Consider the following 24925-nt stretch of genomic DNA (forward strand, 5'->3'; position numbering starts at 1 on the left):
TGGCATCCATGTGCGGACGGTTTGCAGCCAGTCGGGCGCCCGAGGACCTGACCGGGCTCTTCGGTGTCGAGAAGTGGGAACCCACCGAGACCCTGGAGCCGGACTGGAACGTGGCGCCGACCAAAGAGGTCTACGCGGTTCTGGAGCGTCCTGTTAAGGACGCCGACGACCGGCGTCCGGTTCGCCAGCTGCGCGCCCTGAAATGGGGACTCGTGCCGTCCTGGTCGAAGACCCCCGAGGGCGCCGCCCGGATGATCAACGCCCGCGCGGAGACCGTGCACGAGAAGCCCTCCTTCCGCCGTGCCTTCGCCCAGCGCCGCTGCATCCTGCCCGCCGACGGCTACTACGAGTGGGTCACCGGCGCCGAGGAGCGGCAGCTGGAGGAGAAGAAGGGCAAGAAGCGGGCCCGGAAGCAGCCGTACTTCGTGACCCCGGCCGACGGGTCGGTCTTCGCGATGGCCGGGCTCTACGAGTTCTGGCGCGATACGACGCTGCCCGGCGACCACGAGAACGCCTGGTGGGTGACGTGCTCGGTGATCACCACCGAGGCCGAGACCACCCCGCTGGCCGTCGCCCCCGCCGAGGGCCCCGGCGCGCTCGCCGACATCCACCCCCGGATGCCGCTGATGCTCACCCCGGACCGCTGGGACGCCTGGCTGGACCCCTCGCGCACCGGCGAGGACGAGCTGCGGGGCCTGCTGGAGCCGCCGGCCGGCGGGCTGATGCGCGCCTACCCGGTCGCCACCGCCGTCAGCAACGTCCGCAACAACGGGCCCGAACTGCTTCAGGAGCTGGCCGCGCCGGAGGAGTCCACGCTGTTCTGAGCCGTGCGCGGGGGAGGATGGCGCGGTGAGCCGTCGACCACGTACCCAGAACGTCACCACCGACGCCGGTGAGGCCAGGATCACCTGGGTCCCCGCGTCCGCACCCCGCCTCGTGCTGGCCGTGAGCCACGGGGCGGGCGGCGGCATCGAGGCCCGCGATCTGCGGGCGCTGGCCGCCGCCCTGCCCGGACACGGTGTCACCGTCGCCCTGGTGGAGCAGCCCTGGCGGGTGGCCGGCAAGAAGGTGGCCCCCGCCCCGAAGACCCTGGACACCGGCTGGCGCGGACTGTGGCCCGCCCTGACCGTTCCCGGGCTGCCCGTCGTCGCCGGGGGTCGCAGCGCCGGGGCCCGGGTCGCCTGCCGGACCGCCACCGAACTGGGCGCGGCGGCCGTCCTCGCCCTCAGCTTCCCGCTGCACCCGCCGGGCAAGCCGGAGAAGTCCCGCGCCGACGAACTGCTCGGCACCGGAGTGCCCACCCTGGTGGTGCAGGGCGGCAACGACCCGTTCGGCAGGCCCGACGAGTTCCCGTCCGGCTCGTACACGCTGGCCGAAGTGCCCCACGGCGACCACGGGTTCGCGGTGCCGAAGAGGTCCGGTCTCACCGAGGAACAGGCGATGGGCATCCTCACGGAGGCGGTCACCGGGTGGCTTTCGTCACTCGGATGACCCTGTGGCCACCGGACCGCACGGTCGTCACACACGTGTCACCGGCCCCGGGAATGCTCCGCGCGGGGGCGCTGTTGTTCGGGACGTCGGTACAACAACGTCGTACGTGGAGAGGGAGTCCGTCGCATGGGTTCGACCATCTGCCCCAGCCGCTCGAACGCCGCTGACCTGGAGTGGACCGTGCTGCCCGCGGCGAAGACCACCTCCGAGCGGGCGAAGGGCGGCGCTGATCGACAGGCCGTCTCCAAGCAAGGTCGACTATTCTCCGAGGCGAGCGGGTCCGGTTTCGGCTCCGCCACATCGTTGGAGGAGGTGGGTCCGGTCACTGGGACCGACACAGGGACCGACGACGGCCGTGCACCGGAGACGCCGGCCGAGCGCAACGCGCGCTTCGAGCGCGACGCCCTCGGCTTTCTCGACCAGATGTACTCGGCCGCGCTGCGCATGACGCGCAATCCGGCCGATGCCGAGGACCTGGTGCAGGAGACCTACGCCAAGGCGTACGGCTCCTTCCACCAGTTCCGCGAGGGCACCAACCTCAAGGCGTGGATGTACCGCATTCTCACCAACACCTTCATCAACTCGTACCGCAAGAAGCAGCGGGAACCTCAGCGCAGCGCCGCCGAGGAGATCGAGGACTGGCAGCTGGCACGGGCCGAGTCGCACATGTCGACCGGTCTGCGCTCGGCGGAGTCCCAGGCACTCGACCATCTCCCGGACTCCGACGTGAAGTCGGCGCTCCAGGCGATTCCCGAGGAGTTCCGCATCGCCGTGTATCTCGCCGATGTCGAGGGCTTTGCCTACAAGGAGATCGCGGACATCATGGGGACTCCCATCGGTACGGTGATGTCCCGGCTGCACCGCGGCCGTCGCCAGCTGCGCGGCATGCTGGAGGACTACGCCCGTGAGCGCGGGCTCGTCGCGGCCGGTGCCGGTGACTCGGACGATCGGAAGGGCTCGGCCTCATGAGCTGCGGAGAGCCGCACGAGACGGATTGCTCGGAGGTCCTCGACCATCTCTACGAGTTTCTCGACCGGGAGATGCCCGAGGGCGACTGCACGAAGTTCGAGGTGCACTTCGAGGAGTGCTCCCCGTGCCTGGAGAAGTACGGCCTCGAACAGGCCGTGAAGAAGCTGGTCAAGCGCTGCTGCGGACAGGACGACGTCCCGACCGACCTGCGCTCCAAGGTGATGGGCCGGATCGATCTGATCCGGGCGGGTGAGACCGTGCCCGATCACGATGTGACGGCGCAGGGCCCGGACCGCTCGGCGACCGCCGCCGAATAGCCGTCCGGCAGTCCGGCCGCCCGCTCGTCCGCGCGGCTCACCGGGTCCGTAGGGGCCCGGTGAGCCGCGCAGCCGTTTCCGGCCCCTGTCCGTCGACTGTCCGTCGGCCTCCCTCCCCGGCGGGGCGGCGGTGGCGGCCGCTCGCCGCCAGGATCGCCGGGATCGTCAGGACGGTCGACGCATACGACGGCCCGCGCGGGGCATGCGTGGGCGGGCCGCCCGGCACGCCGGAGCGGCCCGGGTCCGGCACCGGGCGCGACCACCGGCCGCAGGCGGCCGAGGCCCTGGGACGCGTCCTCGCGCGGGGCGGTCTGACCCCGGCCGGAGCTGGGTAACCCATGGGTAATGAGCGGGCGTCCGGCTGGGCATGGTTGGATGCGAAAGCAGAGCGGATGACGAGGGTGTCCAGTCGGGACAGGCGGGAATCGTGAGGATCTTCGGGAAGGTACGGCATCGGCCGTCCGCCTCTTGGCGGCAGGCCACGGACCGCGCGTTCACGCTGATCGGCGACGGCCGGTACGAGGACGCGGGGGCGCTGCTGACGCGCGCGGCGGATCTGGAGCCCTGGCTCTCGGAGTCCTGGTTCAATCTGGCGCTGCTGCACAAGTTCCGGCACGACTGGGAGCAGGCGCGGGCCGCGGGTCTGCGGGCCGTCGCGCTGCTGGACCGCGAGTCCGGCGCCCCGGACTGGTGGAACGTGGGGATCGCGGCCACCGCGCTCCAGGACTGGCCGCTGGCGCGGCGGGCCTGGCAGGCGTACGGCCTGAAGGTCCCCGGCGGCGGCCAGCACAGCGCGGCCACCACCGAGCCGACCGGCATGGAACTGGGCAGCGCCGCCGTGCGGCTCTCGCCGGAGGGCGAGGCCGAGGTGGTCTGGGGCCGTCGGCTGGACCCGGCCCGGATCGAGGTGCTGTCCATCCCGCTGCCGTCCTCCGGGCGGCGCTGGGGCGAGGTCGTCCTGCACGACGGAGTGCCCAACGGCGAGCGGGTCACCGCGGCCGGGCCCGCGTATCCGGTGTTCGACGAGATCGAGCTGTGGGCGCCCTCGCCGGTGCCGACCTGGGTGGTGCTGCTTGAGGCGGCCACCGAGGACGACCGGGACGCGCTGGAGAAGCTGGCCTCGGACGCCGGGTTCGCCGCCGAGGACTGGTCCTCCTCCGTACGGCTGCTGTGCCGGGCCTGTTCGGAGAGCCGGATGGACAGCGACGAGGGCGACGGCGAGCACCTGGACCCGCACGACCACAGCGAGCCGGGCCACCCGGGACCGCTCGGCCACCGCACCGCGGGCGCCGGCGATCTGTGGGTGCCGGAGCGCGAGTGCGGTCTCGCGGCCCCCGCCGGACTGGTGCGCGGGCTGCTGGACGGCTGGGTCGCCGACAGCCCGGACAGCCGCGAGTGGCGGGATCTCGAAGAAGTCTGCTGACCGCTGCCCGTAGGCTGTAGGCGCACCGGTCGCGGTGCGGTTCCCCAGGTTTTGCAGGAAGGCGTACGGCGGACATGTCGCAGCAGGAGACGGACGGGCGGATCGGCGTGGACGACGAGGGGTTCATCGTCGACACCGAGGACTGCGAGGAGCGCGAGGCGGCCTACCGCGCGCGCGGCACCTCGCGTCCGATCACGGTCGTGGGTAACCCGGTGCTGCACAAGGAGTGCAAGGACGTCACCGCGTTCGACGACGAGCTGGCGCAGCTGATCGACGACATGTTCGCCAGCCAGAAGACGGCCGAGGGCGTGGGGCTCGCGGCCAACCAGATCGGCGTGGACCTGAAGGTCTTCGTCTACGACTGCCCGGACGACGACGGCAAGCGCCACACCGGTGTCGTCTGCAACCCGGTCCTGGAGGAGCTGGCCCCCGAGATGCGGGTGCTCGACGACTCCAACGAGGGCTGCCTCTCGGTCCCGACCGCGTACGCCTCGCTCGCCCGCCCCGACTACGCGGTGGTGCGCGGGCAGGACGCCCAGGGCAACCCGATCCGGGTCAGGGGCACCGGCTACTTCGCGCGCTGCCTCCAGCACGAGACGGACCACCTGTACGGCTACCTCTACATCGACCGGCTCTCCAAGCGGGAGCGCAAGGACGCGCTGCGGCAGATGGAAGAGGGCACGCCGCGCTACGAGACCGTCCCGAACAGCTGAGTACGCCCGGGCAGGGGCTCGGCGCCGGTTCGTCGGCGCCGGGTCCCTGTTGCGTTTCCCGGGGCCTCTTGGCAGATAACTGCAGTTTCCCCAGGGGCAGTTGACGCGCGTAGCTGACTGGGCCAGGCTCGCACGCACATTGACCGTGACGTTCAGAGGGAGGCCCCTGTGCTGAGACGCACCGCACGCGTTCTGCTCGGACTTGTCATGACCATTTCGTTCGCCTTGGGCGGTGTGGTGCTGACCGCCGGCACCGCGCAGGCCGACGGCTGCTACACCTGGACCCGCACCCTGAAGTCGGGCGCCACCGGCAACGACGTCACCCAGCTCCAGATCCGGGTGGCCGGATACCCGGGCTACAACTCCGTGCTCGCCATCGACGGCTCGTACGGCCCCGCCACCACCGCCGCCGTCAAGCGGTTCCAGGCGGCCTACGGCCTGGCGGCCGACGGCGTCGCCGGACCCGCGACCCAGGCCAAGCTCTACGCGCTCCAGGACAACGACTGCACGCCGATCCACTTCACGTACCCCGAGCTCAACAAGTGCAACAGCACCTGGGCCGGCGGGAAGGTCGCGGCGGGCACGGCCAAGGCCAACGCGCTGAGCAGCATGTGGAAGCTGGAGGCGCTGCGCCACGCGCTCGGCGACAAGTCCATCCGGGTCACCAGCGGCTTCCGCTCCGTCTCCTGCAACGCCGCCGTCGGCGGGGCCTCCAACAGCCGCCACATGTACGGCGACGCGGTCGACCTCGGGGTCTCCCCGCACTCGCTGTGCACGCTGGCCAAGCAGGCCCGCTACCACGGCTTCCGCGGGATCCTCGGCCCGGGCTACGTCGGCCACAACGACCACGTGCACGTCAACCAGGGCCCCAACCGTCACTGGTCCGCGCCCAGTTGCGGCGTCTGACCCTTCCGCGCCGCTCTCAGGCGACGTCGGGCACGGCCGTGGCCGCCGGGCCCCGGAACGTACGGCGGTAGGCGTTCGGCGTGGTGCCCAGTGACCGCACGAACTGGTGTCGCAGTGTCGCCGCCGTACCGAAGCCCGTCTGGCCCGCGATCGTGTCGATCGTCCGGTCGGAGGTCTCCAGCAGGTGCTGGGCCAGCAGGACCCGCTGCCGCAGCAGCCAGCGGTAGGGCGTGGTCCCGGTCTCCTGCTGGAACCGCCGGGCGAAGGTGCGCGGCGACATGTGCGCCTGCGCCGCCAGCTGCTCCACGCTCATCTCCTGGTCGAGGTGCTGCTCCATCCAGGCCAGCGTGGAGCCGACGGTGTCGCAGGCGTTCCGGGGCAGCGGGCGGCTGATGTACTGCGCCTGCCCGCCGTCCCGGTGCGGCGGCACCACCATGCGCCGGGCCAGGGTGTTGGCCGCGTCCTGGCCGTACTCCTGCCGGATCAGGTGCAGACAGGCGTCGATCCCGGCGGCGGTGCCCGCCGAACTGATCACCGGGCCCTCGTCCACGTACAGCACGTCCGGCTCGACGATCGCCTTCGGGTAGCGCCGGGACAGCTCCGCCGCGTGCCGCCAGTGGGTGGTGCAGCGGCGGCCGTCCAGCAGACCGGCCGCGCCGAGGACGTACGCCCCCGAGCAGACGCTCAGCACCCGCGAGCCGCGCTCCACGGCCCGGCGCAGCGCGTCGAGGACCTCCTCCGGATACTCCCGCTGCATGAAGTGGCTGCCCGCGGGCACGGCGATGAGGTCGGCCTCCTCCAGCCGCTCCAGACCGTGCGGCGTGGTGATGGTGAAGCCCGCGTGGGTGTTCAGGACGGGGCCCTCGGCGGAGACCACCGCGAAGTCGTGCACCGGCAGGCCCTCGTCGCTGCGGTCCAGTCCGAACACCTCGCACAGGACGCCGAGTTCGAAGGGGTGGACCTCGTCGAGGAGGAGGGCGGCGACATTGGTCAGCATGGAGCGAGTGTGGCAGCTATTTGATGCCCCATGGCAGTCCTGCCACTGATGTTTTCTGTCCGGGCGGGCCAGAGTAGAGGCATGAACACATTCCTGAACTACCTGGTCGTAGCGGCACTTTTCGCCCTCGTCCTCGCGCCCGCCGCCCTCGGCTCCGCCCGCGAACGCCGGATCGACCGCCAGCTGCGGGAGGCGCAACGCGGCCGGCGGGCCGCCGGACCCCCGGAAACGGAAAGCGCCGCGCGGCCTGTCGCGGCCACGCGGCGCCCTCACCTGAGGATCTGGGTCAGGGTCTAGAAGTCGTCGTCGAACCCGACCGAGCCCTCGACCGCCACCTGGTAGGCGGACGGGCGGCGCTCGAAGAAGTTCGTCAGCTCCTGGACGCCCTGGAGCTCCATGAAGGAGAACGGGTTCTCCGAGCCGTACACCGTCGGGAAGCCGAGGCGGGCGAGCCGCTGGTCGGCGACGCACTCCAGGTACTGGCGCATCGACTCGGTGTTCATGCCCGGCAGGCCCTCGCCGCACAGGTCGCGGCCGAACTGCAGCTCCGCCTCGACCGCTTCCTTCAGCATGTCGGTGACCTGCTGCTGGAGCGCGTCGTCGAAGAGCTCCGGCTCCTCCTTGCGGACGGTGTCCACGACCTCGAACGCGAAGTTCATGTGCATCGTCTCGTCACGGAACACCCAGTTGGTGCCCGTGGCGAGACCGTGCAGCAGACCGCGCGAGCGGAACCAGTACACGTAGGCGAACGCACCGTAGAAGAACAGGCCCTCGATGCACGCCGCGAAGCAGATCAGGTTCAGCAGGAAGCGACGGCGGTCGGCCTTCGTCTCCAGCCGGTCGATCTTCTCGACCGAGTCCATCCACTTGAAGCAGAACTGGGCCTTCTCCCGGATCGAGGGGATCTCCTCGACCGCGTCGAACGCCGCCGCCCGGTCGTCCGGGTCGGGCAGATAGGTGTCCAGCAGCGTCAGATAGAACTGGACGTGCACGGCCTCCTCGAAGAGCTGCCGCGACAGATACAGCCGCGCCTCGGGGGAGTTGATGTGCTTGTACAGCGTCAGCACGAGGTTGTTCGAGACGATCGAGTCACCGGTCGCGAAGAACGCCACCAGCCGGCCGATCATGTGCTGCTCACCCGGCGACAGCTTGGCGAGGTCGGCGACGTCCGAGTGGAGGTCGACCTCCTCGACGGTCCAGGTGTTCTTGATCGCGTCCCGGTAGCGCTCGTAGAAGTCCGGGTAGCGCATGGGACGCAGGGTCAGCTCGAATCCCGGGTCGAGCAGGTTCTTCTCTTCGTTGGAGCTCATTACTGGCAGGCCTCGCAGGACTCGGGGTTTTCGAGGGAGCAGGCGATGGCGTCCGCGTCGGGAGCCGAAGCCTGCTGTACGGGAATGGGGGCGGCGGCCGCCGCCTGGCCGGACGCGGCACGGGCGATCCGGGTCGCCGGGCGCGAACGCAGGTAGTACGTCGTCTTCAGCCCCTGCTTCCAGGCGTACGCGTACATCGAGGAGAGCTTGCCGATCGTCGGCGTCTCCAGGAACAGGTTGAGCGACTGGCTCTGGTCGAGGAACGGCGTACGGGCCGCCGCCATGTCGATCAGACCGCGCTGCGGGATCTCCCACGCCGTGCGGTACAGCGCCCGCACGTCCTCGGGGATCCAGGCGAAGCCCTGCACGGAGCCGCTGGCCTCGCGCAGCGCCTCACGGGTGCGGGCGTCCCACACGCCGAGCTTCTTCAGCTCGTCCACCAGGTAGGCGTTCACCTGGAGGAACTCACCGCTGAGCGTCTCGCGCTTGAACAGGTTGGAGACCTGCGGCTCGATGCACTCGTACACCCCGGCGATCGAGGCGATCGTGGCGGTCGGCGCGATGGCCAGCAGCAGCGAGTTGCGCATGCCGGTCTTCGCGACCCGGGCGCGCAGGGCGTCCCAGCGCTCCGGCCAGTTCAGCTCGGTGTCGTAGTGGTCGGGGTGCAGCACACCGCGCGCGGCACGCGTCTCGGACCACGCGGGCAGCGGGCCCGAGCGCTCGGCGAGGTCGCAGGACGCCTCGTACGCGGCGAGCATGATGCGCTCGGAGATCTTCGTGGAGAGCGCGCGCGCCTCGGGCGAGTCGAACGGCAGACGCAGCTGGAAGAAGACGTCCTGGAGGCCCATCGCACCCAGGCCGACCGGCCGCCAGCGGGAGTTGGAGCGCCCGGCCTGCTCGGTCGGGTAGAAGTTGATGTCGACGACCCGGTCCAGGAAGGTCACGGCCGTACGCACGGTGGCGTCCAGACGCTCCCAGTCGATCGAGCCGTTCGCCACGAAGGCGCCCAGGTTGACCGAGCCCAGGTTGCAGACGGCCGTCTCGCCGTCGTCGGTGACCTCCAGGATCTCCGTGCACAGGTTCGAGGAGTGCACGACCCGGCCCGGCTCGGCGGTCTGGTTCGCGGTCCGGTTGGAGGCGTCCTTGAACGTCATCCAGCCCTGACCGGTCTGCGCGAGGGTCCGCATCATCCGGCCGTACAGCTCACGCGCCGGAATCGTCCTGCGGGCCAGGCCCTTGGCCTCGGCCGCGCGGTAGGCCGCGTCGAACGCGTCGCCCCACAGGTCGACCAGCTCGGGCACGTCCGCCGGGGAGAACAGCGACCACTCGGTGTCCGCGTCGACCCGGCGCATGAACTCGTCCGGGATCCAGTGCGCCAGGTTCAGGTTGTGCGTACGCCGCTGGTCCTCACCGGTGTTGTCGCGGAGCTCCAGGAACTCCTCGATGTCCGCGTGCCAGGTCTCCAGGTAGACCGCCGCCGCGCCCTTGCGCCGGCCACCCTGGTTCACCGCCGCGACGGAGGCGTCCAGCGTCTTGAGGAACGGCACGATGCCGTTGGAGTGCCCGTTTGTGCCCCGGATCAGCGAACCCCGGGCACGGATGCGGGAGTACGACAGACCGATGCCGCCCGCGTGCTTGGAGAGCCGCGCCACCTGGTGGTAGCGGTCGTAGATCGAGTCCAGCTCGTCCTTCGGCGAGTCCAGCAGATAGCAGGAGGACATCTGCGGGTGCCGGGTACCGGAGTTGAAGAGGGTGGGGGAGGAGGGGAGGTAGTCCAGCTTGCTCATCAGCCCGTAGAGCGCGGCGACCTCGTCCAGCGCCCGCACCGACTCGTCCTCGGCGAGGCCCGCGGCCACGCGCAGCATGAAGTGCTGCGGGGTCTCGATGACCTCGCGGGTGAGCGGGTGGCGCAGGAGGTAACGGCTGTGCAGCGTCCGCAGACCGAAGTAGCCGAAGCGGTCGTCGGCGCCGTCCGCCAGGGCCTGCTCGACGAGCTGGTCGAGCGCGGCCGCGTGCAGCGCCACGAACGCGGCGGTGCGGTCGGCGATCAGGCCCTCGCGGTGCCCGACGGCGACCGAGGCGGAGAAGGACGTCGCGCCCTGCCCCGCGGCCTCGTCCGCGATTGTGCGGGTCAGCAGCCGGGCGGCGAGCCGGGAGTACGCCGGGTCCTCGGAGATCAGCCCCGCGGCGGCCTCGGTGGCCAGCGAGCGCAACTCGGCCTCGTCGGAACGGGCGTTGCGCCCGCGCAGCGCGGCGGCGGCGACCCGGCCGGGGTCGGTGTCGGGCAGATCGACGGTGAGGTCGGTCAGGGTCCGCAGCAAAGCGGTCCCGGGTCCGTCGTTCGGGGCGTTACCGGCCGTGGTGGACTCGGCGGATTCGGTGGCTGAAACCGGATCGGCGGGCGCGATGGTCACTGGGCTTTCCCTCGCTCGGCAGGGGGCCGGCAGCAGGCGGGGGAGCCGGGCAGCGCGAAGCCCGGGGCAGGGCAGCACAGCTGACGGCGTCCACCGGCCTATCCGCGAGGCCCGGACGTCTGGCATCCGGTTCGGTCGATCCGGACGCGCTGTCGGCAGGTCATCGGACTTCAGGTGTGCAAAAACACACTGATCACACCGTTGCGGGACAGTTCCGGATTCGCACCGGATTCCCCTGCGACGACAGCGAGGTCGAGCATACATGTGGGGGCCGCCAGATGCTGCGGCCCCCACATGTTGTGTCGCGTCGATTTAATACGCCCCTCAGGACGCCGCCTCCAGCCACAGCCGGAAGGTCATGAGCCGCAGGCCCGGCACCGGCTCCCAGTCCCGTTCAGGGGTCCGCAGAAAGCCGAGCCGACGGTAGATCCTATGGGCCGCGAGCATGCCCGGCTGCGTCGACAGCACCAGTGCCCGGACATCTTCCGCCGACCGGGCCCGCTTGACGCACGCCCGCACGAGAGCCTCTCCCACGCCCCGTCCGCGCCCCGCGCGGGCCACGGCCAGCATCCGGAATTCGGCCTCGTCCGGACCGGCGATGTCGCGCCACGGAGTGCCGGGAGCGGCATAGGTCACACCGCCGAGCACCGTCCCGTCCGCGTCGAGCGCGACCAGCACCTCCGCCTCGGCCGCCCGTTGTTCCACCGCCCGCAGCTTGAGCAGATACGGGTCCTGCGGGCCGTCCAGCAGATCGTCGCCGAGATACGCCTCGGCGATGATCCCGCCGAGCACGGCGAACTCGGCGGGCTCCGCCACCCTGATCGTCAGATCCATCAGCCACTCGCTCCCACATCGTTGTTCGGCGCGCCGTCGCCCACCGGTGGCAGATCGCCGCGCTCGACCGGCTGCCGCCCGGCGGCCTCCCCGGCCGGCGGCAGCACCCGGTCCAGTTCCCGGTCGTCGGCGCGGTGGGCGGCCCGCGCCGCCGAACGCAGCGTCGTCCGGTCCACCTTGTCGCGCGGCCCGCTCACCGTGACCACGAGTTCGCCCTGCTCCCAGGCGTACGCATGGCCCGACTCGGTGGCCCGGTACCACTGTTCGCCGTCCCGCTCGCACGTCACCAGGGGCTCCTGACCGCTCGCGGCCGCGGAGCCCTCCGTACAGTCGGCCTCGGCGTGCGGGCGGCGCTCCACCGACAGCTGGAGCGTTCCGCCGTCCGGCGCGGTGTAGGAGCTGCTGAACCCGTCGTCACCGAGCACCCCGACCGACTGGCGCGCCAGGGCGTAGCCCGCGGCCTCGGTCACCCACACATGCTCCGCGACGAGCTGCGCGGCGCTCGCCCGCGCCTCCAGCTCCGCCCGGTCCGGTGCCGGACCGTCCGAGGAACTCCGGCCCGCCGCCATCGTGTCGGGCGCGGGCTCGGTGCCGCAGCCCGTCGCCGCCAGGGCCAGTGCCAGCGTCAGCGGCAGGGTCAGGAGGAGGGGCCGGAGCCGGGGCGACCGGGAACGCGATGTCATGGGCACATCTTTTCGTACGGTGAGGGGTCCGTGCACCGGGAAATCGAACGGTGGACGGACACCGGAACGGCCGCCGGGCCGCCGCCCGCTCCATCGGGGGAGGGGCGACGGCCCGGGATCCAGGACCCGCTGACCGGCCGACGGTGCTCAGCAGCAGCGGAAGCCCTCGCGCGGATCGGCCTCGCGGGCGTCCGTGCGGCTGCGCTCGAACGCGCGGCGGGTCATCACCGGCGCGTCCGGATCGTGCGTCCTCGCGTGCGCCACATAGCGGTCGTACGTGGACTCACCGGTCAGCTCACGGACGTACCAGCGGATCCGTCCCGCCACCCGCCGGACGTCCGCGACGGTCATGTCGGACTCCCCGTTCCCGCGGCCTCCTTGCGGATGCCGCCCTCGGGGCCGACGCCGGCGGCGGCCAGTTCGGCCTTCTCCTCCGGGGTCGCGATGAGCGAGGCCGGGGCGACGAGCCTGGACTCGACGTACGGCGTCTCGTGGAGCTTGACGCTCTCCGGGTCGCGGATGGCCTTGTAGCAGACCCGCCCGGCGTCCACGAGCACCACGATGATGAGGAGCGCGAAGAGCGCGCTCAGCACCCCGTCGACGGTGGAGTTGGTGACGACGGTCCGCATGTCGTCCATGTTCTTCGCGGGGGCCAGCACCTCGCCCGCGTCGATACCCGCCTGGTACTTGTCGCGCTGGGCGAAGAAGCCGACCTTCACGTCCTCGGAGAAGATCTTCTGCCAGCTCGCGGTGAGGGTGACCGCCACGTCCCAGGCGAGCGGGACCGCGGTGACCCACGCCCACTTCAGCCGGCCGGACTTGACGAGCAGCGTGGTGCAGACGGCCAGCGCGACGGCGGCCAGCAGCTGGTTGGCGATGCCGAAGAGCGGGAAGAGCTGGTTGATGCCGCCCAGCGGGTCGTGCACACCGACCCAGAGGAAGTAGCCCCAGCCGCCGACCACGACGGCGCTGGCGAACCAGACGCCCGGCTTCCAGCTGACCTCGCGGAACGGCTTGTAGGCGTTGCCCAGCATGTCCTGGAGCATGAAGCGCCCGACCCGGGTGCCGGCGTCCACGGTGGTCAGGATGAAGAGCGCCTCGAACATGATGGCGAAGTGGTACCAGAACGCCTTCATCGCGGTCCCGCCGACCACCGCGGAGAAGATCTCCGACATGCCGAGCGCGAACGTGGGCGCGCCACCGGTCCGGGAGAGCAGGCTCGCCTCCTCGACGTCCTTGGCGGCCTGGGCCAGGGCGTCGGGGGTGATGGTGAAGCCGAAGTTGGCCACGGCCTGGGAGGCGGACTGGACGCTGTCGCCGATCACACCGACGGGCGCGTTGATGGCGAAGTAGAGCCCGGGGTCGATGATGCAGGCGGCGATCATCGCCATGATCGCCACGAACGACTCGACCAGCATGGCGCCATAGCCGATCATCCGGATCTGCGTCTCCTTCTGGACCATCTTCGGCGTGGTGCCGGAGGAGACCAGGGAGTGGAAGCCGGAGAGCGCGCCGCAGGCGATGGTGATGAAGACGAACGGGAACATCGAGCCGGCGAAGACCGGGCCCGAGCCGCTGGAGGCGAAGTCGGTGACCGCGGGCATCTTCAGCGTCGGCAGCGCGACGACCACGCCCAGGGCGAGCAGCCCGATCGTGCCGACCTTCATGAAGGTGGAGAGGTAGTCGCGCGGGGCCAGCAGCAGCCACACGGGGAGCACGGAGGCGAGGAACCCGTACACGATCATCCAGATGACCAGCGTGCCCGGCTCCAGCGTGAAGAAGTCCGCCCACGACGACTCCGCGACCCAGCCGCCCGAGACGATCGCGAGGAGCAGCAGCGCGACGCCGATCAGGGAGACCTCGCTGACCTTGCCGGGCCGCAGGATGCGCAGATAGACGCCCATGAAGAGGGCGATCGGGATCGTCATGCCGATGGAGAAGACGCCCCACGGCGAGTGGGCGAGCGCGTTCACGATCACCAGCGCGAGGACCGCGAGCAGGATGATCATGATGATGAAGACCGCGACCAGGGCGGCGATCCCGCCGACCGGCCCTATCTCGTCGCGCGCCATCTGGCCGAGCGAACGGCCGTTGCGGCGGGTCGAGAAGAAGAGCGTCACCATGTCCTGGACGGCGCCGGCGAAGATGACGCCGACGACCAGCCAGATCGTGCCCGGCAGATAACCCATCTGCGCGGCGAGCACCGGACCGACCAGCGGGCCCGCGCCCGCGATGGCGGCGAAGTGGTGGCCGAACAGGACCCGGCGGTCGGTGGGATGGAAGTCGACGCCGTTGTCCAGCCGTTCGGCCGGGGTCGCACGGTTCTTGTCGACCTTCAGGACCCGGTTGGCGATGAACCGGGAGTAGAAGCGGTACGCGATGGCGTACGAGCCGAGGGCCGCGGCCAGCATCCAGGCGGCGGAGACCTCTTCACCCCGCGAGAGCGCGAGGGTGGCCCAGCCGATGGCGCCGGCCAGGGCCACCAGGCTCCAGACGACTATGGACTTCGGGGTCGGGGCCCGCCGTCCGGGTGCGGGTGGAACCGGTGGTGCTGATGTGGGCGTTTCCGGCATATCGATCCGTCCCCTCGCGCGATCACTGTCGTAACGTGCGCGAAATCTAGGTGGTACGGCCGCTCTCCGGAACCCCTGTCCGCATACCGGTCGTGTTTCGCCGATGTCTCCACCGAAGTTCCGCAGTCATGACACGGACGGGAGAGGGCATCGGTTCACGCGATGCCCGCTTCCCTCGGGGTGACCGAAAACAGGCGGTGGCCCGGGGAAGGGATCCCCGGGCCACCGCCTGTTCGTTCGCTGCCGGCTCTCAGTCCGTCGGACGTTTCAGACGGGCCACGAACTTGTAGCGGTCGCCCCGGTAGACCGAGCGCACCCACTCCACCGGTTCGCCCTGGCCGTCCACGGAATGACGGGACAGCATGAGCATCGGCAGGCCCACGTCGGTGCCCAGCAGGCCGGCCTCGCGCGGGGTGGCGAGCGAGGTCTCGATGGTCTCCTCCGCCTCGGCGAGGCGGACGTCGTACACCTCGGCGAGCGCGGTGTAGAGCGAGGTGTACTTCACCAGCGAACGGCGCAGCGCCGGGAAGCGTTTGGCCGAAAGGTGGGTGGTCTCGATCGCCATCGGCTCCCCGCTGGCGAGCCGGAGCCGCTCGATGCGCAGCACCCGGCCGCCCGTCGAGATGTCCAGCAGACCGGCGAGCGTGTCGTCCGCCGTGACATAGCCGATGTCCAGCAGTTGGGACGTCGGCTCCAGTCCCTGGGCGCGCATGTCCTCGGTGTACGAGGTGAGCTGGAGGGCCTGGGAGACCTTCGGCTTGGCGACGAAGGTGCCCTTGCCCTGGATGCGTTCGAGGCGGCCCTCGACGACCAGCTCCTGGAGCGCCTGGCGCACGGTGGTGCGCGAGGTGTCGAACTCGGCCGCCAGGGTGCGTTCGGGCGGCACCGGGGTGCCGGGCGGCAAGGTGTCCGTCATGTCGAGGAGATGGCGCTTGAGCCGGTAGTACTTCGGTACGCGCGCCGTGCGCGTACCGGCACCGGTCTCGCTCCCCGTACTGCCCCCGTCGGCACCCATGGCCCGCCTTCCCGACTGCTGCGTTGCTGCCGTCACCGGCTCCTCCGTCTGTCGCGGCTCACATGGTGGCACGGTCCGGTCACGGGTCGTCGCCCTCCCTTAGGTGTCGGTCCTATAACGGACGCGAGTGCACTTCTTATACACCCTTGACACCCCTAAAGGTCTAGGCCAAGCTCCCGGTACTGGTCTAAACCATTAAAGACCAGGTCCAGCCCCAGCAGAACTCGTCGAATGTCTTCGCGGTGGGTGGGGTTGCAGCATCCCTGAGGAGGGTTTGACGTGAAGCGCAAGCTCATCGCGGCTATCGGTGTCGCGGGCATGTTGGTTTCGGTCGCGGCGTGTGGTTCCGACGACAAGAATTCGTCCGCGGACCCGAAGGACCGCAAGGAAACCCTGACCGTCTGGCTCATGGGCGAGGCCCAGTCCACCTGGCCCGAGCTGGTCAAGGACGTCAACGCCGAGTTCAACAAGAAGTACCCGGGCGTCACGGTCAAGATTCAGTACCAGCAGTGGGCCGACAAGGTCAAGAAGCTGGACACCTCCCTCGGCGGCGACAAATTCCCGGACGTCGTGGAACTCGGCAATACCGAGACCATGCAGTACATCCTCAATGGTGCGCTCGGAGAAATCGACCCCAAGAAGTACGAGAACTCGGACACCTGGATCAAGGGTCTGAAGGACACGTGCTCCTTCGAGGGCAAGACCTACTGCGTCCCCTACTACGCGAGCGCCCGTCTGGCCGTGTACAACAAGGACATGCTGAAGGCCGGCACCGGCAGCGACGCCCTCCCGCAGACCGAGGACGAGTTCCTCGCCGCGATGGACAAGGTCGACGCCGAGCTGGGCAAGAAGGACAAGCGCGCCTCCTCCCTCTACTTCCCCGGCCGCTACTGGTACGCCGCGATGTCCTACGTCGCCGCCTACGGTGGCCAGATAGCCACGTACGACGAGGGCGGCAAGGAGTGGAAGGCCGCGCTCTCCACCCCGGAGGCCCAGAAGGGCATCCAGCACTTCGTCGACCTGGTCAAGAAGTACAACAAGGCCGACGTGACGAAGGACGAGCAGGACCACGCCAACGTCATGGCCAACGAGAAGGCCGCGGTCATCTACGGCCAGGCCTGGGAGGCCGGCAGCGTCACCACGGGTGAGAACGGCAACCCGAAGCTCGAGGGCAAGATCGCCACGGCCGGTATGCCCGGCCCCGAGGGCAAGGCCCTCCCGTCCTTCATCGGCGGCTCGGACCTCGCGACGATCTCCAAGTCCAAGGTCCAGGACCTCGGCGAGGAGTGGATCTCCCTCTTCACCAACGCGAAGTCCATGGAGGTCCTCGCGTCGAAGAACATCCTCCCCAACAACGAGAAGCAGCTTGAGCCGCTGAAGGCCAAGCCGGAGACCGCCGCCATCGCCAACGCGGTGCCGGACGCCTGGTTCACGCCGATCGCGCCGGGCTGGGCCTCCATCGAGAAGGAGGAGATCCTCCAGAACATGCTCCTGGAGATCGTCAAGGGCTCCTCCGTCGCCGACGCCACCAAGAAGGCCGACGACAAGATCAACGCGCTGATCAACAAGGAATCCTGACCTTCCGATCGCCAGGCGGGGCCCGGCGTCAGCGCCGGGCCCCCGCTCCTTTCCCGCAAGTGAATGCCGTGAATTCCGGGGCCCGCCCCGGACCCGCGATGGAAGGTCAGCCACGTGTCTGCCGCTGATACCAAGGCCGCCGGGCCGCCGGTCCCCGTACCACCCGACCCGCAGGCGACGGGGAAGTCGTCCTTCGACGACGACGCGCCCCGGGTGCAGAAGAGAAAGCGGAAGAAGGGGGAACTGCTCCCCTACTTCCTGATTCTCCCGGCGATCGTGGCGATCGCCGCCGTCTACCTCTACCCGCTCGGCAAGACGGTCATCATGTCCTTCCAGGACATGGGCCGACGTGAGCTGTGGTCCGGAGAACCGGCGCCATGGGTCGGCTTCGAGCAGTTCACCAACATCCTCGGCGACTCCGAGTTCTGGTGGGTCACCTTCCGCACGGTCGTCTTCATGGCCATCTGTGTGACGCTGACGATGGGGATCGGGCTGCTGGTCGCCCTGCTGATGCGCAAGCTCACCACCTGGGTCCGGCTCGTGCTCACCGCCTGCCTCATCGCCGCCTGGTCGATGCCGCTGATGGTGGCCGCCTCGATCTTCCGCTTCATGGCCGACTCCGACTACGGCCTGATCAACACCCTGATCGCCAAGGTCGTCGGCGAGGACTGGCTCGGACACAACTGGTACCTCAACCCGATCCAGGGCTTCGGCATCATCACCCTGCTGGTCGTCTGGGGCGCCATCCCGTTCGTCGTCGTCACCCTGTACGCCGCCCTCACCCAGGTTCCCCAGGAACTGGAGGAGGCCGCCGCCCTCGACGGCGCCAGCGCCTACGGCATCTACAAGTTCGTCACCTGGCCGGTCATCAAGCCGGTCTTCACCATGGTCGCCACCCTCTCGGTGATCTGGGACTTCAACGTCTTCGGCCAGATCTGGCTGCTGCGCGGCAACAAGCCCGAGCCGGAGTACGAGACCCTCGGCCTCTACTCCTACTCCAAGGCGTTCGAGTCCACCTCCTTCAGCCAGGGCACCGCGATCGCCCTGATCACGGTGCTGCTGCTGTCCGGCGTGGCCGTGTACTACCTGCGCCAGCTCATGAAGACGGGAGAGGTCGAATGAGCAGCTCGACCCAGACACAGGTCCAGCCGCAGGTACTGCGACCCGACCGCAAGAAGAGCCGGCTGCACTTCGACCTCATCGGCCTCGTCGTCGCCCTGGTCATGGTCTTCCCGGTCTACTGGCTGGTCATCAGCGCCCTGCGGCCCAACCGGGAGATCCGCAGCTACGACCAGACCCTGTGGCCCACGTCGATCACCTTCGACAACTTCGTCCGGGCCACCGAGCAGCCGAACTTCGGCACCGCCATCCAGTCCAGCCTGATCGTCGCCGTCACCGCGGTGGTCGGCGGCATGATCATCGCGACCCTGGCGGCCCTGGCCATCGGCCGGTTCCGGTTCTTCGGCCGCAAGGCCCTGGTCCTGATCATGATCCTGGTCCAGATGCTGCCGCCGACGGCGATGCTCATCCCGATCTACGCCCAGCTCAACGCCATGGGCGGGATCGACGAGTACTGGGGCCTGATCGTCGTCTATCTGGTCTCCACGCTGCCCTTCGCCACCATCATGATCCGCGGCTTCGTCGTGAACATCCCGGTGGAGCTGGAGGAGTCCGCGATGGTCGACGGCTGCACCCGCTTCCAGGCCTTCCGGCGGGTGATCTTCCCGCTGCTCGCCCCCGGGCTCGCCGCCGCGTCGATCTTCGCCCTGGTGAACGCGTGGAACGAGTACCTCTTCGCGTACATCCTGATCAACGACAACTCCAAGTACACGCTGAACGTCTGGCTGATGACGTTCACGACCGAGCGCGGAACGGACTACGGCGCCCTCATGGCGGCATCGACCATGATCGCCATCCCGGTCGTCGTGTTCTTCATGATCATTCAGAAGAAGATGGCCGCAGGCCTCACTTCCGGCGCCGTGAAGGGATAGTGCGGGCTCATGACCACCCTCGTTTCCACCACGGACACCGTGACGCGCGACGCGCTCGCTGTGCTCCAGCCCGGGTTCACCGGAACCACCGCACCGGACTGGCTGCTGCGCCGCGTCGGTGAAGGCCTCGCCTCCGTCGGCCTGTTCGGGCGCAACATCACCTCGCCCGAGCAGCTCACCGCCCTCACCGGACGGCTGCGCTCCGAGCGGGACGACGTCCTCGTCGCCATCGACGAGGAGGGCGGCGACGTGACCCGCCTGGAGGTCACGCACGGCTCCTCCTTCCCCGGCAACTTCGCCCTCGGCTCGGTGGACGACGTCCACCTCACCCGGGCCGTCGCCCAGGAGCTGGGCCGCCGGCTCGCCGAGTGCGGCGTCAACCTCAACTGGGCGCCGTCCGCCGACGTCAACTCCAACCCGGGCAACCCGGTCATCGGCGTGCGCTCCTTCGGCGCCGACACCCGCCTGGCCGCCCGGCACACCGCCGCGTACATCGAGGGGCTCCAGGCCGCCGGTGTCGCCGCCTGCACCAAGCACTTCCCCGGGCACGGCGACACCGCGGTCGACTCGCACCTCGCGCTGCCCCGCATCGATGTGGACCTGGACACCCTGCACGCCCGTGAGCTGGTGCCCTTCCGGGCGGCCATCGCGGCGGGTTCCAAATCGGTGATGAGCGCGCATATCCTTCTTCCCGCACTCGACCCGGACCGCCCGGCGACCCTGAGCCCGCAGATCCTCACCGGTCTGCTGCGCCAGGAGCTGGGCTACGACGGCCTGATCGTCACCGACGCCGTGGAGATGGACGCCATCGCCGGTACGTACGGCATCGAGCGCGGGTCCGTCCTCGCCCTCGCGGCGGGCGCCGACGCCATCTGTGTGGGCGGCGGCCTGGCCGACGAGGAGACGGTGCTGCGGCTGCGCGACGCCCTCGTCGCGGCCGTGCGCAGCGGGGAACTGACCGAGGAGCGGCTCGCCGACGCGGCCGCCCGTGTACGAGCCCTCGCGTCCTGGACGCAGAGGGCCCGGGGGGATGTCCCGGAGCCGGGCGCGGCAGTGCAGGAGGGGACCGCGCCCGGCACCGGTGTCAGCTCCGACATCGGCCTGGTGGCCGCCCGCCGCGCGGTCCGGGTGACCGGCTCCGGCGACCGGCTGACGGAGGCGGCGTACGTCGCCTCGTTCAGCGCGGTGGCGAACATCGCGGTCGGCGACGAGACCCCGTGGGGCATCGCCGCCGAGCTGGACAGGATCCTGCCCGGCACCGGCACGGACACCTACACCGAGGAGACCGAGGCCGTCGCGGACGCGATCCTGGCGGCGGCGGGGGAGCGGCGCATCGTCGCCGTGGTCCGCGACGAGCACCGGCACGCCTGGATGAGCGCGGCGCTCGACGCCCTGCTGGCGGCCCGCCCGGACACGATCGTGGTCGAGATGGGCCTGCCCCAGTCGGACCCGAGGGGCGCGCTGTATGTCGCCACCCACGGCGCGGCAAGGGTCTGCGGCACAGCGGCGGCGGAAACACTGACGGGCAGCAAGGCCTGACCTTTCAAGCCCGGCCACACCAAGCCCGTCCGGCGATTGAGGACGAACGCTCGGGCCGACTGATTCAAGCCCGTCCGGCGATTGAGGACAGAGCCTCCCGCCGGACGGGCCGCACCATTCACCGCACCGCACCGCACCGCACGGCAAAGGGCCGAGACACCACCAAGGCGTCCCGGCCCTCGGCCGTACAGGGAAGGGGCCGAGCCCTACAGCCCCTGCCACTGCGGCTTCGCCGCATACGTGGCCCGGAAGTAATCCCCCAGCTTCAGCTTCGACGCCGCCGCCTCGTCCACCACCACGGTCGCGTGCGGATGCAGCTGGAGCGCCGAGGCCGGCACGATCGAGGCGACCGGCCCCTCCACCGTCTGGGCGATGGCCTCCGCCTTGCCCTCACCGGTGGCCAGCAGGATCGGGTGCCGGGAGTCCAGGATCGTCCCGATGCCCTGCGTGATCACGTGGTGCGGCACCTGCTCGATGTCGTCGTCGAAGAAGCGCGCGTTGTCGACCCGGGTCTGCTGCGTCAGCGTCTTGATCCGGGTGCGCGAGGCGAGCGAGGAGCACGGCTCGTTGAAGCCGATGTGCCCGTCCGTGCCGATGCCCAGGAGCTGGAGGTCGACACCGCCCGCCTCCGCCAGCGCCCGGTCGTACGCCTCGCAGGCCGCCTGGACGTCCTCGGCCGAGCCGTCGGGGCCCATGAAGGAGGCCTCGGAGAGCCCGAGCGGCTCGACGACCTCGCGCAGCACCACCGAGCGGTACGACTCCGGGTGGCCCGCGGGCAGGCCGACGTACTCGTCGAGCTGGCAGATCCGGGCGCGCGAGGCGTCGACGGCCCCGGCGGAGACCTTGGCCGCCAGCGCGCGGTAGATGGGCAGCGGGGTCGAGCCGGTGGCAACGCCGAGCAGGGCGTCGGGCTTGCGGCGGAGCAGCGCGGCGATGGCCTCCGCGATCAGTTCGCCGCCTGCCGCGGCGTCCGGGACGATGACAACTTCCACGCTGTGCCTGCCGATCTGACTAGGGGAGCCGGTGGTATAGACCAATCAAGTTCCCAATTTAGCAGAATCGAGCAGCCGTACGGTGAACAGTCCGCCCATCGGCCGCCCCCGGTCCCGCACGCCCCGGCCCGCTGGCGGGCCACCGCATTGCCTGGTCGACTTGTCCGGTACGGCGCCGATCGCGTACCCGCCCGCGCGCCGTCCCGTATGCCGTTGCCGACAGCCCAGGGAGGCCCCCACATGTCCGCCACCCCTCCGGCCGACCGGATCGGCCAGGGCGACGAGCCCGGCCGCATCATGTCCGGCGAAATGGCCGAGCAGCCCGCGATGCTGCGCCGGATCCTCGAACAGGGCGCGCCCCGCATCAACGAGGTCGCCGCCGAGATCGCCGCCCGGAAGCCCCGGTTCGTGCTGCTCACCGCCCGGGGTACGTCGGACAACGCGGCGCTCTACGCGAAGTACCTGCTGGAGATCCGCCTCGGGCTGCCCTGCGGACTGGCCTCGATGTCCACCACCACGGCCTACGGGGCCAAGCCCGATCTGCGGGACGTCCTGGTGATCACCGTCAGTCAGTCGGGCGGCTCGCCGGACCTGGTGGCCTCCACCCGGGCCGCCCGGGAGGCCGGGGCCGTCACGCTCGCCGTCACCAACAACCCGGACTCCGCGCTCGCCGCCGTCTCCGAGTACCACATCGACATCCTGGCGGGCCCGGAGAAGGCGCTGCCGGCCACCAAGACGTACACCGCCTCCCTGCTCTCCCTCTACCTTTTCGTGGTGGGCCTGGGCGGCGGCGACGGCACCACGGCCGCCGCGGGCCTGCCCGACCTCGCCGGCGCGACCCTGGGCCGCCGGGCCGAGGTCAAGGCGCTGGCCTCCCGCTACCGCTTCGCCGAGCGCATGGTGATCACCTCGCGCGGCTACGGCTACCCGACGGCCAAGGAAGCGGCCCTGAAGCTCATGGAGACCAGCTACATCCCGGCTCTCTCCTACTCCGGCGCCGATCTGCTGCACGGCCCGCTGGCGATGGTCGACAACATCTCCCCGGTGATCGCCGTGGTCACCGACGGCCGGGGCGGCGAGGCCCTCCAGCCGGTGCTGGACCGCTTGCGCGGACGCGGCGCGGATCTCTTCGTGGTCGGCCCCAAGGTCCAGGTGGAGGCGGCCTCGGCCGGCTTCTCGCTGCCCACGGCGGGCGTCCCGGAGGAGTTGCAGCCGATCCTGGAGATCCTGCCGCTGCAGATGCTGGCGTACGAGGTGACGATCGCCCGGGGCCAGGACCCCGACGCGCCCCGCGCCCTGGCGAAGGTCACCGAGACCCGCTGAGGACCGGAGGCGTACGGCCCCGGAAACACCCGCGGGCCGCGGCGCCAGAGCGGGACCCTCAGCCCGCCCGGCACCGCAGCCCGGAGCTACCTGGCCGGCGGTGTGCGGTGCCTCCGGCCACTGGAGGCACCGGCGCGGTCAGGGCAGAGAGCGCCGGGTGCCTCGGTCCACTCTCCTGTGCGGGGAGAGCGGAGGTCTTGATGAACATTGTGGACTAGACCAATACCCGTGTCCATCCACCTGCACGACATTCTCGGGCCGGCCGCCGCACCTGTCCATCGTCCTGCCCACTGCACGGTCCGCCGGGCCGATCGGTTCGAACGCTTCCGGTAACCACAGGTACGCTCCACACGTGCCCTCCATGAACGACCTCGTCCGCCAGCACACCGCTCTGAGCGACACCGACCTCGAGTGGCTCCATCTGCTGGTCTCGGAGTGGCAGCTGCTCTCCGACCTGTCCTTCGCCGACCTCGTGCTGTGGGTTCCGACCCGCGACGGCACGCGGTACGTCTCCGTCGCCCAGATGCGCCCCAACACCGGACCCACCTCCTACCAGGACGACATGGTCGGCCACCTGGTGCCGCGCGGCCGCCGCCCGCTGCTGGACGCGGCCCTGGACGAGGGCCGGATCGTGCGCGAGGGCGACCCGGAGTGGCGCGAGGAGGTGCCCGTACGGGTCGAGTCCATCCCCGTACGCCGTGACGGCCGGGTGCTCGGCGTCATCGCCCGCAACACCAACCTGCTCACCGTGCGCACCCCCTCACGGCTGGAGCTCACCTATCTCCAGTCCGCCTCCGACCTGGCCCAGATGATCGCCGCAGGGTCCTTCCCCTTCCCCGGCCAGCAGGTCGACATGGACGCCTCCCCGCGGGTGGGCGACGGCCTGATCCGGCTCGACGCCGACGGGATCGTGCAGTACGCCAGCCCCAACGGCCTCTCCGCCTACCACCGCCTCGGCCTCGCCTCCGACCTGGTCGGCCACCACCTCGGCACCACCACCGCCGAACTGGCCCCGTCCCGGGGGCCGGTGGACGAGGCCCTGGTCAAGGTGGCCAGCGGTTACGCGCCCCGGGAGTTCGAGGTCGAGTGCGCGGGCGGGGTGATCCAGCTGCGGGCCATTCCGCTGAAGCCCAAGGGCGTCCGCATCGGCTCGCTCGTCCTGCTCCGGGACGTCACCGAACTGCGCCGCCGCGAACGTGAGTTGATCACCAAGGACGCGACCATCCGGGAGATCCACCACCGGGTGAAGAACAACCTCCAGACGGTGGCCGCCCTGTTGCGCCTCCAGTCCCGCCGGATGGACTCCGAGCAGGGCCGCGAGGCGCTCAACGAGGCGGTCCGGCGGGTCGGTTCGATCGCCATCGTCCATGAGACGCTGTCCCAGAATCTGGACGAGCGGGTCGAGTTCGACGAGATCGCCGACCGGGTGATCGCGATGGTCTCGGAGATCTCCCCGGGCAAGGTGACCTGCCGGCGCACCGGACGCTTCGGCATCCTCGACGCCGAGGTCGCCACCCCGCTCTCCATGGTGCTGACGGAGGTTCTGCAGAACGCCCTGGAGCACGCCTTCGCCGTGGCCGACCACGGGACGGTGGAGGTCTCCGCCGTGCGCGGCGGATCGCCCGCCGACGGGCGGCTGCTGATCACCGTCACCGACGACGGCCGCGGACTGCCCGAGGGGTTCGACCCGAAGCGGGCCGGCAACCTCGGACTCCAGATCGTACGGACGTTGGTGGAGGGGGAGTTGGGCGGCACGTTCGGCATGGTCCCGGCCCCCGAGCGTGGCACCCAGGTGGTGCTGGACCTTCCGGTCAGCGGCGACAAGTAGAACCGCGCGAGCGCACACAGCAGAGCGGG

At 70.2% G+C, this 24925-nt stretch carries 23 protein-coding genes and 1 riboswitch; of the genes, 14 read left to right on the forward strand and 9 right to left on the reverse strand.

The annotated features are described in order from the left end of the window. The first annotated feature begins 8 nt into the window (after positions 1–8). The 7 genes from ACSMXR_RS25485 (at position 9) to ACSMXR_RS25515 (ending at position 5819) form a co-directional block, all read left to right on the forward strand. Entirely contained in the window at positions 9–824 is an 816-nt protein-coding gene (locus tag ACSMXR_RS25485) for an SOS response-associated peptidase (protein ID WP_473169997.1), read from the forward strand. Between the two features lie 25 nt (positions 825–849). Further along, complete coding sequence (locus ACSMXR_RS25490) at positions 850–1491, forward strand: alpha/beta hydrolase family protein (RefSeq protein ID WP_473169998.1); 642 nt, start codon at positions 850–852, stop codon at positions 1489–1491. Between the two features lie 312 nt (positions 1492–1803). Continuing rightward, positions 1804–2460 carry a sigma-70 family RNA polymerase sigma factor gene (locus tag ACSMXR_RS25495; RefSeq protein WP_010061546.1) on the forward strand — a complete coding sequence of 219 codons (657 nt, stop codon included), beginning with the start codon at positions 1804–1806 and terminating at the stop codon, positions 2458–2460. Continuing rightward, entirely contained in the window at positions 2457–2777 is a 321-nt protein-coding gene (gene rsrA / locus ACSMXR_RS25500; RefSeq protein ID WP_030087211.1) for a mycothiol system anti-sigma-R factor, read from the forward strand. Before ACSMXR_RS25495 ends, rsrA begins: the two co-directional genes overlap by 4 nt. Before the next feature lie 427 nt (positions 2778–3204). Beyond that, on the forward strand, positions 3205–4200 hold the full coding sequence (locus ACSMXR_RS25505) for a tetratricopeptide repeat protein (protein WP_030087209.1): 996 nt from the start codon (positions 3205–3207) through the stop codon (positions 4198–4200). Between the two features lie 74 nt (positions 4201–4274). Next, the gene (def, locus tag ACSMXR_RS25510) at positions 4275–4913 is read left to right on the forward strand and encodes a peptide deformylase (protein WP_030087207.1); all 639 of its coding nucleotides are present in this window, start codon (positions 4275–4277) and stop codon (positions 4911–4913) included. Positions 4914–5081: 168 nt separating this feature from the next. Then, positions 5082–5819: a D-Ala-D-Ala carboxypeptidase family metallohydrolase gene (locus ACSMXR_RS25515; RefSeq protein WP_381789709.1), complete on the forward strand. Its 738-nt coding sequence runs from the start codon at positions 5082–5084 to the stop codon at positions 5817–5819. A gap of 16 nt (positions 5820–5835) precedes the next feature. Here ACSMXR_RS25515 and ACSMXR_RS25520 read toward each other — a convergent pair whose 3' ends face one another. Then, complete coding sequence (locus ACSMXR_RS25520; RefSeq protein WP_103510544.1) at positions 5836–6816, reverse strand: GlxA family transcriptional regulator; 981 nt, start codon at positions 6814–6816, stop codon at positions 5836–5838. A gap of 81 nt (positions 6817–6897) precedes the next feature. Between ACSMXR_RS25520 and ACSMXR_RS25525 the strand changes: the two genes are divergently transcribed. Beyond that, positions 6898–7113: a hypothetical protein gene (locus ACSMXR_RS25525; RefSeq protein WP_473169999.1), complete on the forward strand. Its 216-nt coding sequence runs from the start codon at positions 6898–6900 to the stop codon at positions 7111–7113. On the opposite strand, the gene ACSMXR_RS25530 is transcribed toward ACSMXR_RS25525, so the two are convergent. The 7 genes from ACSMXR_RS25530 to ACSMXR_RS25560 form a co-directional block, all read right to left on the reverse strand. Next, complete coding sequence (locus ACSMXR_RS25530) at positions 7110–8126, reverse strand: ribonucleotide-diphosphate reductase subunit beta (protein WP_218524800.1); 1017 nt, start codon at positions 8124–8126, stop codon at positions 7110–7112. The genes ACSMXR_RS25525 and ACSMXR_RS25530 overlap by 4 nt on opposite strands. Beyond that, complete coding sequence (locus ACSMXR_RS25535; RefSeq protein ID WP_218524799.1) at positions 8126–10540, reverse strand: ribonucleoside-diphosphate reductase subunit alpha; 2415 nt, start codon at positions 10538–10540, stop codon at positions 8126–8128. The genes ACSMXR_RS25530 and ACSMXR_RS25535 overlap by 1 nt, the downstream gene beginning before the upstream one ends. Before the next feature lie 137 nt (positions 10541–10677). After that, positions 10678–10831, reverse strand: a riboswitch (cobalamin riboswitch). Between the two features lie 33 nt (positions 10832–10864). Next, positions 10865–11374: a GNAT family N-acetyltransferase gene (locus tag ACSMXR_RS25540; protein WP_473170000.1), complete on the reverse strand. Its 510-nt coding sequence runs from the start codon at positions 11372–11374 to the stop codon at positions 10865–10867. Further along, entirely contained in the window at positions 11374–12057 is a 684-nt protein-coding gene (locus ACSMXR_RS25545) for a hypothetical protein (protein ID WP_473170001.1), read from the reverse strand. The genes ACSMXR_RS25540 and ACSMXR_RS25545 overlap by 1 nt, the downstream gene beginning before the upstream one ends. 147 nt (positions 12058–12204) lie before the next feature. Then, positions 12205–12408: a YbdD/YjiX family protein gene (locus ACSMXR_RS25550; protein WP_010061528.1), complete on the reverse strand. Its 204-nt coding sequence runs from the start codon at positions 12406–12408 to the stop codon at positions 12205–12207. Further along, positions 12405–14630: a carbon starvation CstA family protein gene (locus ACSMXR_RS25555; protein WP_364890011.1), complete on the reverse strand. Its 2226-nt coding sequence runs from the start codon at positions 14628–14630 to the stop codon at positions 12405–12407. The genes ACSMXR_RS25550 and ACSMXR_RS25555 overlap by 4 nt, the downstream gene beginning before the upstream one ends. Before the next feature lie 250 nt (positions 14631–14880). After that, positions 14881–15645: a GntR family transcriptional regulator gene (locus ACSMXR_RS25560; RefSeq protein WP_007458216.1), complete on the reverse strand. Its 765-nt coding sequence runs from the start codon at positions 15643–15645 to the stop codon at positions 14881–14883. Between the two features lie 279 nt (positions 15646–15924). Here ACSMXR_RS25560 and ACSMXR_RS25565 point away from each other — a divergent pair, with 279 nt between their 5' ends. The 4 genes from ACSMXR_RS25565 (at position 15925) to ACSMXR_RS25580 (ending at position 20753) form a co-directional block, all read left to right on the forward strand. Next, positions 15925–17223, forward strand: coding sequence for a sugar ABC transporter substrate-binding protein (locus tag ACSMXR_RS25565; protein WP_103510538.1), 1299 nt, complete (start codon positions 15925–15927; stop codon positions 17221–17223). Positions 17224–17337: 114 nt separating this feature from the next. Further along, positions 17338–18345, forward strand: a complete 1008-nt coding sequence (locus tag ACSMXR_RS25570) for a carbohydrate ABC transporter permease (protein ID WP_030087188.1) — start codon at positions 17338–17340, stop codon at positions 18343–18345. Beyond that, positions 18342–19214, forward strand: coding sequence for a carbohydrate ABC transporter permease (locus ACSMXR_RS25575; RefSeq protein ID WP_137231784.1), 873 nt, complete (start codon positions 18342–18344; stop codon positions 19212–19214). The genes ACSMXR_RS25570 and ACSMXR_RS25575 overlap by 4 nt, the downstream gene beginning before the upstream one ends. Before the next feature lie 9 nt (positions 19215–19223). Continuing rightward, on the forward strand, positions 19224–20753 hold the full coding sequence (locus ACSMXR_RS25580) for a glycoside hydrolase family 3 protein (RefSeq protein ID WP_137231783.1): 1530 nt from the start codon (positions 19224–19226) through the stop codon (positions 20751–20753). Positions 20754–20959: 206 nt separating this feature from the next. Here the strand turns inward: ACSMXR_RS25580 and nagB are convergent, their stop codons facing one another. After that, the gene (nagB, locus tag ACSMXR_RS25585) at positions 20960–21745 is read right to left on the reverse strand and encodes a glucosamine-6-phosphate deaminase (RefSeq protein ID WP_137231782.1); all 786 of its coding nucleotides are present in this window, start codon (positions 21743–21745) and stop codon (positions 20960–20962) included. 240 nt (positions 21746–21985) lie between these two features. Here nagB and ACSMXR_RS25590 point away from each other — a divergent pair, with 240 nt between their 5' ends. Next, positions 21986–23068 carry an SIS domain-containing protein gene (locus tag ACSMXR_RS25590; RefSeq protein WP_473170002.1) on the forward strand — a complete coding sequence of 361 codons (1083 nt, stop codon included), beginning with the start codon at positions 21986–21988 and terminating at the stop codon, positions 23066–23068. Positions 23069–23429: 361 nt separating this feature from the next. Then, positions 23430–24896, forward strand: a complete 1467-nt coding sequence (locus ACSMXR_RS25595) for a sensor histidine kinase (protein ID WP_137232033.1) — start codon at positions 23430–23432, stop codon at positions 24894–24896. The last annotated feature ends 29 nt before the right edge of the window (positions 24897–24925 follow it).

The sequence above is a fragment of the Streptomyces sp. DSM 106670 genome, assembly GCF_055792845.1.